General features: G+C 63.9%; 15 protein-coding genes. 10 read left to right on the top strand and 5 right to left on the bottom strand.

Going from position 1 to position 18,052, the window contains the following annotated elements; translation table 11 throughout:
- Window positions 1-139 precede the first annotated feature (139 nt).
- From NMG10_RS12360 to NMG10_RS12350, 3 genes are all read right to left on the bottom strand, one after another.
- Window positions 140-454, bottom strand: a complete 315-nt coding sequence (locus tag NMG10_RS12360) for a DUF2388 domain-containing protein (protein ID WP_028688550.1) — start codon at window positions 452-454, stop codon at window positions 140-142.
- A 92-nt stretch (window positions 455-546) separates the two neighbouring features.
- The gene (locus NMG10_RS12355; RefSeq protein ID WP_254464440.1) at window positions 547-2,229 is read right to left on the bottom strand and encodes a GspE/PulE family protein; all 1,683 of its coding nucleotides are present in this window, start codon (window positions 2,227-2,229) and stop codon (window positions 547-549) included.
- A 99-nt stretch (window positions 2,230-2,328) separates the two neighbouring features.
- The gene (locus tag NMG10_RS12350) at window positions 2,329-2,643 is read right to left on the bottom strand and encodes a hypothetical protein (RefSeq protein ID WP_203649577.1); all 315 of its coding nucleotides are present in this window, start codon (window positions 2,641-2,643) and stop codon (window positions 2,329-2,331) included.
- Between the two features lie 126 nt (window positions 2,644-2,769).
- Between NMG10_RS12350 and NMG10_RS12345 the strand changes: the two genes are divergently transcribed.
- On the top strand, window positions 2,770-3,240 hold the full coding sequence (locus NMG10_RS12345) for an Lrp/AsnC family transcriptional regulator (protein ID WP_050707492.1): 471 nt from the start codon (window positions 2,770-2,772) through the stop codon (window positions 3,238-3,240).
- A 57-nt stretch (window positions 3,241-3,297) separates the two neighbouring features.
- On the opposite strand, the gene NMG10_RS12340 is transcribed toward NMG10_RS12345, so the two are convergent.
- Window positions 3,298-4,677 carry an inorganic triphosphatase gene (locus NMG10_RS12340; RefSeq protein WP_254464439.1) on the bottom strand — a complete coding sequence of 460 codons (1,380 nt, stop codon included), beginning with the start codon at window positions 4,675-4,677 and terminating at the stop codon, window positions 3,298-3,300.
- 237 nt (window positions 4,678-4,914) lie between these two features.
- Here NMG10_RS12340 and argE point away from each other — a divergent pair, with 237 nt between their 5' ends.
- Together argE and argA are read left to right on the top strand one after the other, a co-directional pair.
- Window positions 4,915-6,060, top strand: coding sequence for an acetylornithine deacetylase (argE, locus tag NMG10_RS12335; RefSeq protein ID WP_254464438.1), 1,146 nt, complete (start codon window positions 4,915-4,917; stop codon window positions 6,058-6,060).
- 109 nt (window positions 6,061-6,169) lie between these two features.
- Entirely contained in the window at window positions 6,170-7,468 is a 1,299-nt protein-coding gene (gene argA, locus NMG10_RS12330) for an amino-acid N-acetyltransferase (protein ID WP_254464437.1), read from the top strand.
- A gap of 207 nt (window positions 7,469-7,675) precedes the next feature.
- On the opposite strand, the gene NMG10_RS12325 is transcribed toward argA, so the two are convergent.
- Complete coding sequence (locus NMG10_RS12325) at window positions 7,676-9,052, bottom strand: glutamine synthetase family protein (protein WP_110734219.1); 1,377 nt, start codon at window positions 9,050-9,052, stop codon at window positions 7,676-7,678.
- 667 nt (window positions 9,053-9,719) lie between these two features.
- On the opposite strand from NMG10_RS12325, the gene NMG10_RS12320 reads away from it, so the two are divergent.
- From NMG10_RS12320 to NMG10_RS12290, 7 genes are all read left to right on the top strand, one after another.
- Window positions 9,720-11,078, top strand: a complete 1,359-nt coding sequence (locus NMG10_RS12320; protein ID WP_028688542.1) for a glutamine synthetase family protein — start codon at window positions 9,720-9,722, stop codon at window positions 11,076-11,078.
- 48 nt (window positions 11,079-11,126) lie between these two features.
- Window positions 11,127-12,488 (top strand): aspartate aminotransferase family protein, encoded by a 1,362-nt coding sequence (locus tag NMG10_RS12315; protein WP_254464436.1) that lies wholly within the window; start codon window positions 11,127-11,129, stop codon window positions 12,486-12,488.
- A gap of 169 nt (window positions 12,489-12,657) precedes the next feature.
- The gene (locus tag NMG10_RS12310; RefSeq protein WP_232854989.1) at window positions 12,658-13,755 is read left to right on the top strand and encodes a polyamine ABC transporter substrate-binding protein; all 1,098 of its coding nucleotides are present in this window, start codon (window positions 12,658-12,660) and stop codon (window positions 13,753-13,755) included.
- Window positions 13,756-13,916: 161 nt separating this feature from the next.
- Window positions 13,917-15,011 carry a polyamine ABC transporter substrate-binding protein gene (locus NMG10_RS12305; protein ID WP_232854990.1) on the top strand — a complete coding sequence of 365 codons (1,095 nt, stop codon included), beginning with the start codon at window positions 13,917-13,919 and terminating at the stop codon, window positions 15,009-15,011.
- Between the two features lie 57 nt (window positions 15,012-15,068).
- On the top strand, window positions 15,069-16,211 hold the full coding sequence (potA, locus tag NMG10_RS12300) for a polyamine ABC transporter ATP-binding protein (protein WP_110734228.1): 1,143 nt from the start codon (window positions 15,069-15,071) through the stop codon (window positions 16,209-16,211).
- Window positions 16,208-17,128: an ABC transporter permease subunit gene (locus NMG10_RS12295; protein ID WP_203649591.1), complete on the top strand. Its 921-nt coding sequence runs from the start codon at window positions 16,208-16,210 to the stop codon at window positions 17,126-17,128. The genes potA and NMG10_RS12295 overlap by 4 nt, the downstream gene beginning before the upstream one ends.
- Window positions 17,125-18,018, top strand: a complete 894-nt coding sequence (locus NMG10_RS12290) for an ABC transporter permease subunit (protein WP_203649594.1) — start codon at window positions 17,125-17,127, stop codon at window positions 18,016-18,018. Before NMG10_RS12295 ends, NMG10_RS12290 begins: the two co-directional genes overlap by 4 nt.
- The last annotated feature ends 34 nt before the right edge of the window (window positions 18,019-18,052 follow it).

Raw genomic sequence — 18,052 nt, 5'->3', positions numbered from 1 at the left:
AGGGGTGCACCTTGTGCCGCGAAAAGGGGTGCGAAGCACCCCCGGCGATTCGTGGACCAAGCTGATATCGCCGGAGCCGCTTTCGGCCCTTTCGCGGCACAAGGCCGCTCCTACAGAAGGGAGCGATTGTTTTGAATGATTACTCGGCCACGGCGTTCTTGGCCAGGATCGCGTTGGCCAGCTCCATGTCGCTGGCCTGGACGCCCGGGTTGTCCGCGCGCACCTGGCGGATCGCGGCTTCCAGGAACGGCCCGCGGATGGCGCCTTCGCTGGCGACGAAGCTGCCGGCGTCGTCCTGGGCGGCGACGATCAGCTTGTGATCCTTGAAGGTCAGGTAGGTCGAGGCAGTGGTGGCACCGGAGGAGATGATGTTGCGCCAGAACGTGTCGGCCATGGCGGAGCCAAGGGGCAGCGAGCAGAGGACGGTGGCTGCGATGGCTGTTTTGAAACGCATGATGAATCACCTCGGTCGATGAGGGCTGTCGGAATGCCGGTTTGATCCGGTTTTCCGCTGCCAAGTTCCCGACCACACAGGGGATTTCTTACTTATCCACAGACCCGCAGCACTTCCTCGAGGGAGGTCAGCCGTTGCTCGGCCAGCCTGCGCCCGCAGCGGCGCAGGTCGTGCAGGCCATCGGCGGCCGCCTGCTGGCGCAGCGCCTCCAGATCGGCGCCCGGGGTAATGCGCTGGCGCAGCGCGCTGCCGACCCGGAGCAGCTCGAACAGCCCGGTGCGGCCATGAAAGCCGCTGCCCCTGCAGGTCTGGCAGGCCGGGCGATCAGTGTGCTCCATGCCTTGGCAGGACGGACACAGGGTGCGCACCAGTCGCTGGGCCATGACCCCGAGCAACGTGGCCCTGATCAGGTAGTCGGCCACCTTCAGCTCCTGCAGGCGGGTGATCGCCGCGCAGGCATCGTCGGTGTGCAGGGTGGACAGCACCAGGTGGCCGGTCAGGGCCGCTTGTACTGCCACCTGGGCGGTTTCCTGATCGCGGATCTCGCCGATCATGATGATGTCCGGGTCCTGCCGCAGCAGGGCGCGCACGCCATCGGCGAAGCCCAGGCCCAGGCCTGGTTGCACCTGCAGCTGGTTGATCGCAGGCTCCAGTCGCTCGATGGGGTCTTCGATGCTGCACAGGTTGACCTGGGGCGTGGCCAGGTGGCGCAGGCTGGCGTACAGGGTACTGGTCTTGCCCGAGCCGGTGGGCCCGGTCACCAGCAGGATACCCTGGCGTCGCTGCAGCAGGGCTTTCCACTGGGTGAGCAAGGGCGCCTCCAGGCCAAGGTGCTCGAGGGTTTCGTGGCGTAGCTGCGGATCGAACAGGCGCAGCACCAGCTTTTCGCCGAATGGCGTGGGCAGCGTGGACAGGCGCAGTTCGATCTGCGCGCCATCCGCCAGGCGGCTTTTCAGGCGGCCGTCCTGTGGCCGGCGTTTCTCCGCCACGTTCATCCGGCCCAGGTGCTTGAGGCGGCTGACCATGGCCAGGGCGACGCCGGCCGGGAAGGCATAGACGGGGTACAGCAGGCCATCGATGCGCAGGCGCAGGTGACCCAGTTCACGGCGCGGTTCCAGGTGGATATCGCTGGCGCGCTGTTCGATGGCGTATTGCAGTATCCAGTCGACGATGCGCACCACATGCTGATCGTCGGCATCCGCCTGCGCTTGGCTAGCGCCGAGCTCCAGCAGTTGCTCCAGCTCGCCGAGCCCGGGTGTAGGGGGCTGTCCGGCACCGCGCAGCGAATGCGCCAGGCCGAAGAAGGTGGGCGTCAGCTGGCGGATCTGCCGTGGACTGGCCAGCACCCGTTGCACGCGCTTGCCCAGGGCTTGGCTCAGGTCGGCTTCCCAGTCACGTCGATAGGGTTGGGCGCTGGCCACGGTGACGCTGCTGTCGTCCACTGCCACGGCGAGAATGCCGTGGCGTTCGGCGAAGGCCGCGGACATCAGGTTGGCGATCTGTGTCAGGTCGACCCGCAGCGGGTCGATGTGCAGGAACGGTTGGCCCACCACGCCCGCCAGCCAGTGGCAGAGCGCGTCGAGGCTCAGGTGCTGGCCAGGGTGCAACGGGTCTGCCAGGGCCAGCTCGGCAATCAGCTCCAGGGGATGCTTGTCAGGGTGCTGCCTGGCCCGTTCGAGCGCCTTGAGCGCGTCGCAGGCGGCGATCCGCTGTTCGGCGAGCAAGGCGTCGAGCAGGCGGTTCAGGTCCAGGTCTTGGCTAGCGTTGGCGAACATGGCGATATCCCTGCCAGGTGATCCATGACGCTGGCAAGGCTAGCCAGAGGGCGCGGCGGTCGGGTGAATAAAGGGTTTCGGAATCTTGCCGGAGCGCGATCAGGCCGAGGCGGCCTGCGCCAGGCGTGGCCGGCACTCCAGGCTGACATCGGCCACGCAGACCAGGTTGCGCAGCTTCTGCGCGATGACTTCGGCGCGGTGCCAGCTCAGGCCGCCGATGCCGATTTCCATGTCCAGCAGGTCATCGCACTGGCTGACCTGCACGCTGTGCGGCGTGAGGAACTGCAGGGCGAACAGGTTGAGCACCCGGCACAGGCTGTCCGGTTCCGCCTCGGCCTGCAGGCGGTAGTGGACGGTGCTGTGGGCGGTGTTGGCGGCCCAGGCGTCGATCCTGGGATGTTCGGCTGCGTGCATGGCGTTTCTCCGCGAAAGTGGAGAAATTCTTGCACGTTGGCGGTGGCATTTTTTCGCTATGATTTGAGTGTTTTGCATTCATTATGAATAATTCAATTCGCTAATTTGAGCTTTGGAGAATTGATAATGCATGGCGAATTGGATGCCTATGATCGGCGGATCCTCGAATTGCTGCAGGAGGACGCGTCGCTGTCCAGCGCGCAGATCGCCGAGCGCGTGGGCCTGTCGCAATCGCCGTGCTGGCGACGCATCCAGCGCTTGAAGGAGGAGGGTGTGATCCGCGGGCAGGTGACCCTGCTGGATCGCAAGAAGGTGGGGCTGAACACGCAGATCTTCGCCGAGGTAAAGCTCAACGCCCACGGGCGGTCGAATTTCGCCGAGTTCACCGAGGCCATCCGCGGTTTTCCCGAAGTGCTGGAATGCTACGTGCTGATGGGGGCGGTGGACTTCCTGCTGCGCATCGTCACCTCGGATATCGAGGCTTACGAGCGGTTCTTCTTCGAAAAGCTGTCGAACGTGCCGGGTATCCAGGAGGTGAACTCGATCGTGGCCTTGTCGGAGATCAAGTCGACCACCAGCTTGCCGTTGAGACCCTGAAGCGTCGATCGTGGAACAAGCCCGCTCCCACGCAGTGCAGGAGCGGGCGGCGCGGACTCAGGCCTTGAGCAGATGCTTCCAGGCGCGGTTCTGCTCGATGGCGCGGGCCTGCTCGATGCGGGCTTCGAGCAGTTCTTCCTTGCCTTCTTCGACCAGCGGCAGCTCGGCCAGCTCGTGCAGTTTGTTCAGCTCGCCGTAGAGACGGTCCTGCTGCGGCAGGTCCAGCACCTGGCGGGCGTGGTGCAGCCACGCCTGCACGCATTCGATGCGCGGCAGCTGCTCGGCCAGGTCTTCCGGGCGCTGCACGTACAGCGGCAGCTTCAGGGCGCGGGACTCCTCGCCCAGCAGGTGCTGCAGCCAGCTGGCCAGCTGCGCGTTGCCCTGGCGCTCGCCACGGCCCTTGCGCTCGGCGGTCCAGGCGCGGGCGCTCAGCCAGCGCGCGGTCTCCAGGGAGAACTGGCCCCAGCGCGGGTCTTCCAGCTCTTCGGCGAACTGCTCGGGGGCGGCGCGGCGAATGTCCTCGTCATCGTTGCCGGCCAGCACCAGCGGGCGCCAGTCTTCCAGCAGCGCGTCGAGGCTGGCGCGCAGGGCGCGGGTGGTCGGGCGCGGCGCGGCCTGGCCGAGGCTGGCAGTGAGGGCGCGCAGTTCGGCCAGGCAGCGAACCCAGTCCTGCAGCAGGCGCCAGTGGCCATTGTGGCGATACTGCTCGGCCAGGCGCTGGCTGCTGCCCAGCAGTTGCCAGGCGAGGGCGGCGTAGGCGTCGTCCAGCGGCATCTCGGCCTGCAGTTCGGTCACCGGCAGGCCCAGCTCGTAGCTGTCCGGATCGAGCAGGCGGTAGCCGCGCTCGGCCTTGCTGATGTCGCAGGGCATCAGGGCCAGGCTGGCGGACAGCTCGGCGGCCAGCTCCAGCAGCGCTTCCGGGGCCCCTTCACGCAGCTCCAGCTCCAGCTCGCAGATCTCTTCCTTGCGCTTGCCGGCGATGACGAAACCCTGGTCCAGCGCAGCCTCGATCACCACCTTCGCCTTGCCGCGGCCCCAGGAGATCTCGGCGTACTCGCGGGTGAAGTCGGTGGTGAACAGCGGCTTGATGGTCTTCTTGTCCAGCTCGGCCAGTTGCTCGGGCCAGCAGGCGGCGTCGAGCTTCTTCAGGTCGAGCTTGGCCTTGTCCAGGTGCCACTCGTGCTCGTTGCGCTCGGACAGCCCGGCGACGCTCTGGCCACGGCACTTGAGGGTCTGGATGATGACCTCGCCATCGCGACGCAGGCGCAGGGCAACACGGGCGGCGGACAGGTCGCGCTCCGGGGTGTCGAAGTACTGGTTGAGCAGTTCGCGGGTCTGCCAGCCGGACTTGTTGCGCTTCTTCAGCAGGGGGTGCTCGCGCAGCGCGGCAAGGGTCTCGCGGCTGGCGCGGAGTTTGAGTTCGGTTTCTTTGTGCATCGCGGGCTCGGGAAGGGGGCGTCGTAGGCGTGCAGTCTACCGCAGTTACGGCCTGATTCCTTGTTCGTGGGAGCGGGCTTGTCCGGCGATGCTGCCAGATCCGAATGCGAGGGTGTGCAGGCTTGCGCCATCGCGGGGCAAGCCCGCTTCCACGAAGGCCTCCTCTTGGGGTTTGCAGGCTTGCCCCGCGAGGCTTTCGCGTTGCTATGATGGGCCATGCTTCCAAGGAGTCCGCGCATGCCGTTGCCGTCGCTGAAAGACCAGTTCGCCGCCCTGATCGCCGCGCCCTCGGTCAGTTGCACTCAACCCGCGCTGGACCAGTCCAACCGCGCGGTCATCGACCTGCTGGCCGGCTGGCTGGATGACCTGGGCTTCACCTGCGAGATCCAGCAGGTCAGCCCCGGCAAGTTCAACCTCCTGGCCAGCCGCGGCACCGGCCCGGGCGGCCTGGTGCTGGCCGGGCACAGCGATACCGTGCCCTTTGACCCGCAGCTGTGGAGCAGCGATCCGCTCAAGCTGACCGAGGTCGATGGCCGCTGGGTCGGGCTGGGCAGCTGCGACATGAAAGGCTTCTTCGCCCTGGTCATCGATGCGGTGATCCCGCTGCTCGAACACGATTTCAAGCAACCGCTGCTGATCCTCGCCACCTGCGACGAGGAAAGCTCGATGTCCGGCGCCCGCGCCCTGGCCGAGGCCGGCCAGCCGCTCGGACGGGCGGCGGTTATCGGCGAACCCACCGGGCTCAAGCCGATCAGGATGCACAAGGGCATCCTCATGGACCGCATCGACATCCTCGGCCGCAGTGGCCATTCGTCGGATCCGAGCCTGGGCCGCAGTGCCATGGAAGCCATGCACGCGGTGATGGGCGAGCTGATGGGCCTGCGTCGCACCTGGCAGGAGCAGTACCGCAACCCGCAGTTCACGGTGCCGACGCCGACCCTGAACTTCGGCTGCATCCACGGTGGCGACAACCCCAACCGCATCTGTGGCCAGTGCGCCCTGGAGTTCGACCTGCGCCCGCTGCCGGGCATGGATGTCGAGCAGCTGCGCGCGGCGATCCGCGGCAAGCTCGCGCCATTGGCCGAGCGCCATGAAGTGCGTATCGACTATGCGCCGCTGTTCCCCGAAGTGCCGCCGTTCGAGCAGAACGCCGACAGCGAACTGGTGCGGGTGGCCGAGCGTCTGACCGGCCACCGCGCCGAAGCGGTGGCCTTTGGCACCGAAGCACCTTATCTTCAGCAGCTCGGTTGCCAGACCATCGTGCTCGGCCCGGGTGACATCGCCTGTGCCCACCAGCCCGGCGAATACCTTGAAATGTCACGAATCGAGCCTACCGTGCGTCTATTGCGTGACCTGATCCGGCACTATTGCCTGAGCCATTGATCTTTCCCTGACCAGAGGAGACCGCGCGTGACCGCAAGCCTGTTCCGACGATGACTTTCGAACGTTGTGCGCCTTTTCGTTCTCCGTTCACTTATCCACAGGCCCTGTCATGCCCGATTACGTCAACTGGCTGCGTCATGCGTCTCCCTACATCAACGCCCACCGCGACTGCACCTTCGTGGTCATGCTCCCCGGTGACGGCGTCGAACACCCGAACTTCGGCAACATCGTCCACGACCTGGTGCTGCTGCACAGCCTTGGCGTGCGCCTGGTGCTGGTCCACGGCTCGCGCCCGCAGATCGAAAGCCGCCTGGCCGCGCGCGGCCTGACCCCGCACTACCATCACGGCATGCGCATCACCGACGCGGCAACGCTTGACTGCGTGATCGATGCAGTCGGCGCCCTGCGCCTGGCCATCGAGGCGCGCCTGTCGATGGACATGGCGGCCTCGCCGATGCAGGGCTCGCGCCTGCGGGTAGCCTCCGGCAACCTGGTCACGGCACGGCCGATCGGTGTGCTCGAGGGGGTCGACTACCACCACACCGGCGAAGTGCGCCGGGTCGACCGCAAGGGGATCAACCGCCTGCTCGACGAGCGCTCCATCGTGCTGCTGTCGCCGCTGGGCTATTCGCCGACCGGCGAGATCTTCAACCTCGCCTGCGAGGACGTGGCCACCCGCGCCGCCATCGAGCTGGGTGCCGACAAGCTGCTGCTGTTCGGCGCCGAGCCGGGCCTGCTGGACGCCCATGGCCAGCTGGTGCGCGAGCTGCGGCCACAACACATTGCGCCGCACCTGCAGCGCCTGGGCAGCGACTACCAGGCCGAGCTGCTGGATGCCGCCGCCGAGGCCTGCAAGGGCGGCGTGGCGCGCAGCCATATCGTCAGCTATGCCGAGGACGGCGCGCTGCTGACCGAGCTGTTCACCCGTGGCGGTGGCGGCACGCTGGTGTCCCAGGAGCAGTTCGAGGTGGTGCGCGAGGCGACCATCGAGGATGTCGGCGGCCTGCTGGAGCTGATCAGCCCGCTGGAAGAGCAGGGCATTCTGGTGCGCCGTTCGCGCGAGGTGCTGGAGCGGGAGATCGAGCAGTTCAGCGTGGTCGAGCGCGAGGGCATGATCATCGCCTGCGCGGCGCTGTACCCGATTGCCGACTCCGAGGCCGGGGAGCTGGCGTGCCTGGCGGTGAACCCGGAGTACCGGCATGGCGGGCGTGGCGACGAGTTGCTCGAGCGCATCGAGGAGCGGGCGCGCAAGCTGGGGCTCAATACCCTGTTCGTGTTGACGACCCGGACTGCGCACTGGTTCCGTGAGCGCGGCTTCGCACCCAGTGGTGTGGAGCGGCTGCCGGCGGCGCGGGCGTCGCTGTACAACTACCAGCGTAATTCGAAGATTTTCGAGAAGTCGCTCTGACAGCAAGTACGGCCCCTGTAGGAGCGGCCTTGCCGAGGCGTCGGACCGGCCGGAAAGGGCCGCGCAGCGGCCCCGGCAATTTCAGAATTGATGCACAAATCTTGGGGGCGCTTCGCACCCCTTTCGCGGCGCAAGGCCGCTCCTACACATGGATGGGCGTATCTGCGGGCCAAAGAAAAACGCCGCCCTTGTGGGCGGCGTTTTCGTTTACACGGTGTGCAGGTACCAGTTGTACTCGAGGTCGGAGATCGAATGCTCGAACTCCTCCAGCTCGCTCTCCTTGCACGCGACGAAGATGTCGATGTACTTCGGATCGATGTACTTGTTGAGGATCTCGCTGTCGTCCAGCTCGCGCAGGGCATCACGCAGGTTGTTCGGCAGGCTCTGCTCCAGCTGCTCGTACGAGTTGCCTTCGATCGGCTCGCCCGGTTCGATCTTGTTGGTCAGACCATGGTGCACGCCGGCCAGCACGGCCGCCATCATCAGGTACGGGTTGGCGTCGGCGCCGGCCACCCGGTGCTCGATGCGCACGGCATCAGGCGAGCCGGTCGGCACGCGCAGGGCCACGGTACGGTTGTCCAGGCCCCAGCTCGGTGCGTTGGGCACGTAGAACTGCGCACCGAAACGGCGGTACGAGTTGACGTTCGGGCAGAGGAACGCCATCGAAGCGGGCAGGGTCTCGAGCACACCGCCGACAGCGTGACGTAGCGCGGCGTTCTGCTCGGGATCCTCGCTGGTGAAGATGTTGTTGCCATCCTTGTCCAGCACGGAAATGTGTACATGCAGGCCGTTGCCTGCCTGGCCCGGGTAGGGCTTGGCCATGAAGGTGGTGTCCATTTCATGGTCGTAGGCGATGTTCTTGATCAGGCGCTTGAGCAGTACTGCGTAGTCACAGGCCTTGAGCGGGTCGGCGACGTGGTGCAGGTTGACTTCGAACTGCGCCGGGGCGCTTTCCTTGACGATGGCGTCGGCCGGGATGCCTTGTTCTTTCGCGCCTTCGAGGATGTCCTGCAGGCAGTCGGCGTATTCGTCGAGGTCGTCGATCAGGTACACCTGGGTCGACTGCGGGCGCTTGCCCGAGATCGGCGAGCGCGGCGGCTGTGGACGGCCGTTCACGTTCTCCTGGTCGATCAGGTAGAACTCCAGCTCGAACGCGGCGCAGATGGTCAGGCCCATGTCGGTGAACTTGCTCACCACCTGGCGCAGCACTTCACGCGGGTCGGCGAAGAACGGCTCGCCTTCGATTTCGTGCATGGTCATCAGCAGCTGCGCGGTCGGGCGCTTCTGCCAGGGTTCGTTGGAGAGGGTGCCGGGGATGGGGTAGCAGATGCGGTCGGCGTCGCCGATGTCCAGGCCAAGGCCGGTGCTTTCGACGGTCGAACCGTTGATATCCAGGGCGAAGAGGGAGGCAGGCAGGTTGATGCCTTTCTCGTAAACCTTGTGGAGGCTGGTGCGCTCTATGCGCTTGCCGCGCACCACACCATTCATATCTGCAATCAGAAGGTCAACGTAGAGAACCTCAGGATGTTCCTTAAGGAACGCGTTCGCTTCGTTAAGCTGAACGGCACGCGGGGGTACCGACATGATGCAACACCTTTGTTGTTAAAAATATCAATCAAGGGGGGCTTGCAACCCCAGTCAATCGGAAAGACCAGGTGAAGTCAAGCCAAGCCCATGATGCCCTTAAATGGCACATCTACGGCAGATTTGCTGCATATCGGGGCGTGCCATTATCCGCTATTTTCGCCCTGAAGGGTTATCCCGAGCAGGGCGTGTTTTATTTTTTACGGAGAGGTTGTGTAAAAAAATGAACGAGGATAAGCTCGGTCACAACCCAGAACACAATAATACGAGGGTCACATGGTCTGCTTGCCGAGACCTGTCAGCGCCGCATGCACGGTGCGTTCAGGTACATCTCCCGGTTGCCGTCCGGTCATCGCACGCCTGCATCGAAGGGGCGCCGCGCTGGCCGCAATAATTGACGGTTCGCGTAAAAAAACCATACCTCGTAACGCTTTACCGCTACACCTCCTTTCCTTCTGCCCTTCGCTTTCTGCTCGGACACGCACTCGCGGTGTGTATCCGCTGTGGTCCCGCGCGTGGGGTTTTGCTTTAGCCATGCACAGCATCCAGAATCAAGGCGCGGGCCTTTCCAGGCCCCTCGGCGCCCTGCGCGCCGACTTTGCCCGACGCCTGGCGTCAGTGGCCGCCGGTTGCCTGCAATCGCGCCACATTACCTCCTGAGGTATTTATGAGTCACAACCTCGACCAGCTCACCGATTGGTTGAAAGAGCACAAGATCACCGAAGTGGAATGCCTGATCAGCGACCTGACCGGCATCACCCGCGGCAAGATCTCGCCCACCAACAAATTCATCGCCGAGAAAGGCATGCGCCTGCCCGAGAGCGTGCTGCTGCAGACCGTGACCGGCGACTACGTCGACGACGACATCTATTACGAACTGCTCGACCCGGCCGACATCGACATGATCTGCCGCCCCGACGAGAACGCGGTGTTTCTCGTGCCATGGGCCATCGAGCCGACCGCCCAGGTGATCCACGACACCTACGACAAGAAGGGCAACCCGGTCGAGCTGTCGCCGCGCAACGTATTGAAGAAGGTCCTGAAACTCTATGCCGACAAGGGCTGGCAGCCGATCGTCGCGCCCGAGATGGAGTTCTACCTCACCAAGCGTAGCGAAGACCCGGACTTTCCGCTGCAGCCGCCGGTGGGCCGTTCCGGCCGCCCGGAAACTGGCCGACAGTCGTTCTCCATCGAGGCGGCCAACGAATTCGACCCGCTGTTCGAAGATGTCTACGACTGGTGCGAACTGCAGCAGCTGGACCTCGACACGCTGATCCACGAAGACGGCACCGCGCAGATGGAAATCAACTTCCGTCACGGCGATGCCCTGCACCTGGCCGACCAGATCCTGGTGTTCAAGCGCACCATGCGCGAGGCCGCGCTCAAGCACAACGTGGCCGCCACCTTCATGGCCAAGCCCATGACCGGCGAGCCGGGCAGCGCGATGCACCTGCACCAGAGCGTGGTCGACGTGGCCACCGGCAAGAACATCTTTTCCAACGCCGACGGCAGCATGAGCGAGCTGTTCCTGCACCACATCGGCGGCCTGCAGAAGTTCATCCCCGAGGCGCTGCCGCTGTTCGCCCCCAACGTCAACTCGTTCCGCCGCTTCCTGCCGGACACCTCGGCGCCGGTGAACGTCGAGTGGGGCGAAGAGAACCGTACCGTCGGCCTGCGCGTGCCGGATGCCGGCCCGCAGAACCGCCGGGTCGAGAACCGCCTGCCGGGCGCCGACGCCAACCCCTACCTGGCCATCGCCGCCAGCCTGCTGTGTGGCTACATCGGCATGGTCGAGGGCATCGAGGCCAGCGCGCCGGTGCAGGGCCGTGGCTACGAGCGGCGCAACCTGCGCCTGCCGCTGACCATCGAGGACGCCCTGGAGCGCATGGAGAACAGCCGCGCGCTGGTGCAGTACCTGGGCAAGAAATTCATCACCGGCTACGTCGCCACCAAGCGCGCCGAGCATGAGAACTTCAAGCGCGTCATCAGCTCCTGGGAGCGTGAGTTCCTGCTGTTTGCTGTGTGATCAACCCTGAGGCCGCCTGCGGGCGGCCACCGGAAAATGGAGAGGCACATGAGCGTCAACAACCCGCAAACCCGTGAATGGCAAACCCTGAGCGGCGAGCACCACCTTGCACCTTTCAGTGACTACAAGCAGCTGAAGGAGAAGGGGCCGCGCATCATCACCAAGGCGCAGGGCGTGCATTTGTGGGACAGCGAGGGGCACAAGATCCTCGACGGCATGGCTGGCCTGTGGTGCGTGGCGGTCGGCTATGGCCGCGAAGAGCTGGTGCAGGCGGCAGAAAAGCAGATGCGCGAACTGCCGTACTACAACCTGTTCTTCCAGACCGCCCACCCGCCGGCGCTGGAGCTGGCCAAGGCGATCACCGACGTGGCGCCCGAGGGCATGACCCATGTGTTCTTCACCGGCTCCGGTTCCGAGGGCAACGACACCGTGCTGCGCATGGTTCGCCACTACTGGGCGCTCAAGGGTAAACCGCACAAGCAGACCATCATCGGCCGCATCAACGGCTACCACGGCTCCACCTTCGCAGGTGCGTGCCTCGGCGGCATGAGCGGCATGCACGAGCAGGGCGGTCTGCCGATCCCGGGCATCGTGCATATCCCGCAGCCGTACTGGTTCGGCGAGGGTGGCGACATGACCCCGGACGAGTTCGGCGTGTGGGCGGCCGAACAGCTGGAGAAGAAAATTCTCGAAGTCGGCGAGGACAACGTCGCCGCGTTCATCGCCGAGCCGATCCAGGGCGCGGGTGGGGTGATCATTCCGCCGGACACCTACTGGCCGAAGGTCAAGGAGATCCTCGCCAAGTACGACATCCTGTTCGTCGCCGACGAAGTGATCTGCGGTTTTGGTCGCACCGGCGAGTGGTTCGGCTCCGACTACTACGACCTTGCGCCCGACCTGATGACCATCGCCAAGGGCCTGACTTCCGGTTACATCCCCATGGGCGGTGTGATCGTGCGTGACAAAGTGGCCAAGGTGATCAGCGAAGGCGGCGATTTCAACCACGGCTTCACCTACTCCGGCCACCCGGTGGCGGCGGCGGTGGGCCTGGAAAACCTGCGCATCCTGCGTGACGAGAAGATTGTCGAGCGTGCCCGCACCGAAACGGCACCGTATTTGCAAAAACGACTGCGTGAGCTGCAGGACCACCCGCTGGTGGGCGAGGTACGCGGCCTGGGCCTGCTCGGCGCGATCGAGCTGGTCAAGGACAAGGCCACCCGCAGCCGCTACGAGGGCAAGGGCGTCGGCATGATCTGCCGCACCCACTGCTTCGAGAACGGCCTGGTGATGCGCGCGGTGGGCGACACCATGATCATCGCGCCGCCGCTGATGATCAGTCGCGAAGAGATCGACGAACTGGTGGAAAAGGCGCGCAAGTGCCTGGATCTGACCTACGAAGCGGTGAAATGACAGTCTGCTAGGCTGGCGAGGTGACATTAATGTCGTTGCAAGGCCCTGCTTCTGTTGAAACAGCGCCTTGTAACTTGCCAGACTAACGGCTGTTTAGTCGCCCAACGCGCGTCCCGTGGTACCTGGCTGCTGAACAGATGGCTTGATAATAAATTCTGGAGCATTACGCATGAAGAAATTGGGCAAGACGCTGCTGGCCGCCGCCCTGATGGGTGCCATGGCCACCGCTGTTCAGGCTGACGACAAGGTGCTGCACGTCTACAACTGGTCGGACTACATCGCACCAGAAACCGTGGCCAAGTTTGAGAAGCAGACCGGTATCAAGGTGGTCTACGACGTCTTTGACAGCAACGAGACCCTGGAAGCCAAGCTGCTGGCGGGCAAGTCGGGTTACGACATCGTCGTGCCGTCCAACAACTTCCTGGCCAAGCAGATCAAGGCCGGCGTATATCAGGAACTGGACAAGAGCAAACTGCCGAACTGGAAGAACCTTGACGAAGACTTGCTCAAGGCCGTCGGCGACGCCAGCGACCCAGGCAACAAGCACGCCTTCCCGTACATGTGGGGCTCCATCGGTATTGGCTACAACCCGGAGAAGGTCAAGGCCGCGTTGGGCGTGGACAAGATCGACTCGTGGGATGTCGTGTTCAAGCCCGAGAACATCGCCAAGCTCAAGAGCTGCGGCGTGAGCTTCCTGGATGCGCCGACCGAAATGATTCCGGCCGCCCTGCACTACCTGGGCAAACCGACCGCCAGCAAGGACAAGGCTGATCTGAAAGCCGCTGAAGATCTGTTCCTTAAGATCCGTCCTTCGATTACCTACTTTCACTCGTCCAAGTACATTTCCGACCTGGCCAACGGCAATATTTGCGTAGCCGTCGGCTACTCGGGCGATCTGGAGCAATCCAAGGCCCGTGCTCATGAGGCCGGTGACAAGGTCAAGCTGGCCTACACCATTCCGAAAGAAGGTGCCGGTACCTTCTACGACATGGTTGCGATTCCGAAAGATGCCGAGAACGTCGACGCCGCCTATCAATGGATGAACTTCCTGCTGCAGCCGGAAGTCATGGCCGAGATCACCAATGCTGTGCGCTTCCCCAACGGTAACAAGGCGGCCACGCCGCTGGTGGACAAGGACATCACCAGCGACCCGGCCATTTACCCGTCGGCTGAAGTGAAGAAGCAGCTGTATGCGATCTCTGACCAGGATGCAGGCACCCTGCGCCTGATCACCCGCAGCTGGACCAAGATCAAGTCGGGCAAGTAAGCCCGATGCAAGGCCCTCTGGGCCGGGGGTTCCCGGCCCAGAGGCAGGTAACGGCAAATAAGTTTGCGGCATCCACGCCGTGAAGGTAAGTTGCGCGCCGGTTTTGCGTGTGCGGCCGAGTTTTTCCGCCACTTGAGGCACTGATTGTGAGGACCACCCACTTGTCTATTTCTGTTTTTCGCAAGGCCTTGATGGCCGGAGCGGGTCTGACGCTGGCTTGCAGCGTCCAAGCGGCGCCCACGGTGCACATCTACAACTGGTCCGACTACGTTGGCCCGAATACCCTCGCCGAGTTCCAGAAGGAAACCGGCATCACCCCGAAATACGACGTCTTCGACAGCAACGAGACGCTGGAAGGCAAACTGCTGGCCGGACGCACCGGCTATGACGTGGTCGTGCCGTCCAACCATTTCCTCGGCAAGCAGATCAAGGCGGGCGCGTTCCAGAAGCTCGACCGCAACCTGCTGCCCAACTACGCGAACCTCGACCCGGCGCTGATGAAGCGCCTGGAAAAGAACGATCCGGGCAACCTGTACGCCGTCCCCTACCTGTGGGGCACCAATGGCATCGGCTACAACGTCGAGAAGGTCAAGGCGGTACTGGGCACCGACCAGATCGACTCCTGGGCGGTGCTGTTCGAGCCCGAGAACATGAAGAAGCTCAGCAAATGCGGCGTGGCCTTCCTCGACTCGGCCGACGAGATGCTCCCGGCGGTGCTCAACTACATGGGCCTGGACCCAAACAGCAGCAACCCCAAGGACTACCAGAAGGCGGAAGAGAAACTGCTGGCCGTGCGCCCGTACGTGACCTACTTCCACTCCTCGAAGTACATCTCCGATCTCGCCAACGGCGATATCTGCGTGGCCGCCGGTTTCTCCGGCGACGTGTTCCAGGCCAAAGCCCGCGCCGAAGAGGCGAAAAAGGGCGTGAAACTGGCCTACGCCATTCCCAAGGAAGGCGGCAACCTCTGGTTCGATGTGCTGGCGATTCCCAAGGACGCCCGCAACGTCAAGGAGGCCCACGCCTTCATCAACTATTTGCTGAAACCTGAGGTGATCGCCCAGGTCAGTGATTACGTCGGTTACGCCAACCCGAACCCCAAGGCTGGCGACCTGATGGACCAGGCCGTGAGGACTGACGCCGCGGTTTACCCACCGCAGGAAGTGCTGGACAAGATGTTCGTCAACGCCGAGTTGCCACCCAAGGTGCAACGTTTGATGACCCGCAGCTGGACCAAGGTCAAGTCGGGCAAGTAACAATCCAGGCCCGCCAGCGCAGTGGCGGGCACATAAATCTTGTTGGGAGTTTCACTCATGGCAGTTGCCTCCGGTGCCTATAAGAAAGCCCTCGAGGGTGGCCAGCAACCCAAGCAGGTGCTGGTCAAGATCGACCGGGTCACGAAAAAATTCGACGAAACGGTAGCCGTGGACGATGTGTCCCTGGAAATCCGCAAGGGTGAGATCTTCGCCCTGCTGGGTGGCTCCGGGTCCGGCAAATCGACCTTGCTGCGCATGCTGGCCGGCTTCGAGCGTCCGACCGAAGGGCGGATCTTCCTCGATGGCGTCGACATCACCGACATGCCGCCCTACGAGCGGCCGATCAACATGATGTTCCAGTCCTACGCGCTGTTCCCGCACATGACCGTGGCGCAGAACATCGCCTTCGGCCTGCAGCAGGACAAGATGCCCAAGGCCGAGATCGACGCCCGCGTGGCCGAGATGCTCAAGCTGGTGCACATGACCCAGTACGCCAAGCGCAAGCCGCACCAGCTGTCCGGTGGCCAGCGCCAGCGCGTGGCCCTGGCCCGTTCGCTGGCCAAGCGTCCGAAATTGCTGCTGCTCGACGAGCCCATGGGCGCGCTGGACAAGAAGCTGCGCTCGCAGATGCAGCTGGAACTGGTGGAGATCATCGAGCGCGTGGGCGTGACCTGCGTGATGGTGACCCACGACCAGGAAGAGGCCATGACCATGGCCCAGCGCATCGCCATCATGCACCTGGGCTGGATCGCCCAGATTGGCAGCCCGATTGATATCTATGAAACCCCGACCAGCCGCCTGGTCTGCGAGTTCATCGGCAACGTCAACCTGTTCGAAGGCGAAGTGGTCGACGACGCCGAAGGCCATGCGGTCATCGCCAGCCCGGAGCTGGAGCGCAAGATCTACGTCGGCCATGGCGTCACCACCTCGGTCGAGGACAAGCACATCACCTACGCCCTGCGTCCGGAGAAGCTGCTGGTCACCACCGAGCAGCCGACCTGCGAACACAACTGGTCGCGCGGCAAGGTCCACGACATCGCCTACCTCGGCGGTCACTCGGTGTTCTACGTCGAGCTGCCCGGCGGCAAGATCGTCCAGTCGTTCGTTGCCAACGCCGAGCGCCAGGGCACCCGCCCGACCTGGGATGACGAAGTCTACGTGTGGTGGGAAGACGACAGCGGCGTGGTACTGCGGTCATGAAACTTCGCAAGCTCAAGCGAGCCTTCCAGCGCCTTGTTCCCGAGGGGCGGCACCTGGTGATCGGTGTGCCGTTCATCTGGCTGTTCCTGTTCTTCATGCTGCCGTTCTTCATCGTCCTGAAGATCAGCTTCGCCGAAGCTGACGTGGCGATTCCGCCGTACACCGAGATCTATACCTATCTCGAAGGCAAGGTGCAGCTGGTGCTGAACCTGGCCAACTACGGCCTGCTGACCGAGGACGAGCTGTACATCGCGGCTTACCTCGGCTCTTTGAAGGTGGCCTTCTTCAGCACTTTGCTGTGCCTGCTGATTGGCTACCCGATGGCCTACGCCATCTCCAAGGCCAGGAAGGAGTCGCAGACCGTCCTGCTGCTGCTGATCATGATGCCGACCTGGACCGCGATCCTGATCCGCGTCTATGCCTGGATGGGCATCCTCAGCAACAACGGGCTGCTCAACAGCTTCCTGCTGTGGCTGGGCCTGATCGACCAGCCGCTGCAGATCCTCAACACCAACCTGGCGGTGTATATCGGCGTGGTCTATTCGTACCTGCCGTTCATGATCCTGCCGCTGTACGCCAACCTGGTGAAGCACGACGAGAGCCTTCTCGAAGCCGCATCGGACCTGGGTTCGAGCACCTTCAACAGCTTCTGGAAAATCACCGTGCCGCTGTCGAAGAACGGCATCATCGCCGGCTGCATGCTGGTGTTCATCCCGGTGGTGGGCGAGTTCGTCATCCCTGAACTGCTGGGCGGCCCGGAAACCCTGATGATCGGTAAAGTGCTGTGGCAGGAGTTCTTCAACAACCGCGACTGGCCGGTGGCGTCCGCCCTGGCGGTGGTGATGCTGGCGATCCTGATCGTGCCGATCCTGCTGTTCAACCGTAGCCAGGCCAAAGAGATGGAGGGCCGCGCATGAAACGCTTCAGTTTCTCCAAGCTGATGCTGGTGCTCGGCTTGCTGTTCATCTACCTGCCGATGCTGATCCTGGTGATCTACTCTTTCAACGCCTCGAAGCTGGTGACGGTGTGGGGCGGCTGGTCGGTGAAGTGGTACGTCGGCCTGCTCGACAACACCCAGCTGATGGGGTCGGTGATGCGCTCGTTGGAGATCGCCTGCTATACGGCGGTCGCCGCCGTGGCGCTGGGTACCCTGGCGGCTTTCGTGCTGACCCGGGTCACCCGCTTCAAGGGCCGCACCCTGTTCGGAGGCCTGGTCACCGCGCCGCTGGTGATGCCCGAGGTGATCACCGGTCTGTCGCTGCTGCTGCTGTTCGTGGCCATGGCACAGATGATCGGCTGGCCGCAGGAACGGGGCATCGTCACCATCTGGATCGCCCACACCACGTTCTGCGCCGCCTATGTGGCGGTGGTGGTGTCGGCGCGCCTGCGCGAGCTGGACCTGTCCATCGAGGAGGCGGCCATGGACCTGGGCGCCAAGCCGTGGAAGGTGTTCTTCCTGATCACCATCCCGATGATCGCGCCATCGCTGGCGGCGGGTGGCATGATGTCGTTCGCCCTGTCGCTGGATGACCTGGTGCTGGCCAGCTTCGTCTCCGGCCCGGGCTCGACCACCCTGCCGATGGAAGTGTTCTCGGCCGTGCGCCTGGGCGTGAAGCCGGAGATCAACGCCGTGGCCAGCCTGATCCTGCTGTCGGTGTCGTTGGTGACCTTCCTGGTCTGGTACTTCAGCCGCCAGGCCGAAGAGCGTCGCCGCCGGGCGATCCAGCAGGCTATCGAAGAAGGCGCCGCGGCTAACGTCTCGCAGCCGCAGACCCGCCGTCCGGCCCAGGCCGCAGCGCAGGCCTGAGCCAACCCATCGCGGGGCAAGCCCGCTCCCACGC

The sequence above is a fragment of the Pseudomonas sp. DVZ6 genome (assembly GCF_024259445.1).
GTDB lineage: Bacteria > Pseudomonadota > Gammaproteobacteria > Pseudomonadales > Pseudomonadaceae > Aquipseudomonas > Aquipseudomonas peradeniyensis.
This window is presented reverse-complemented; position numbering and strand designations above follow the sequence as displayed.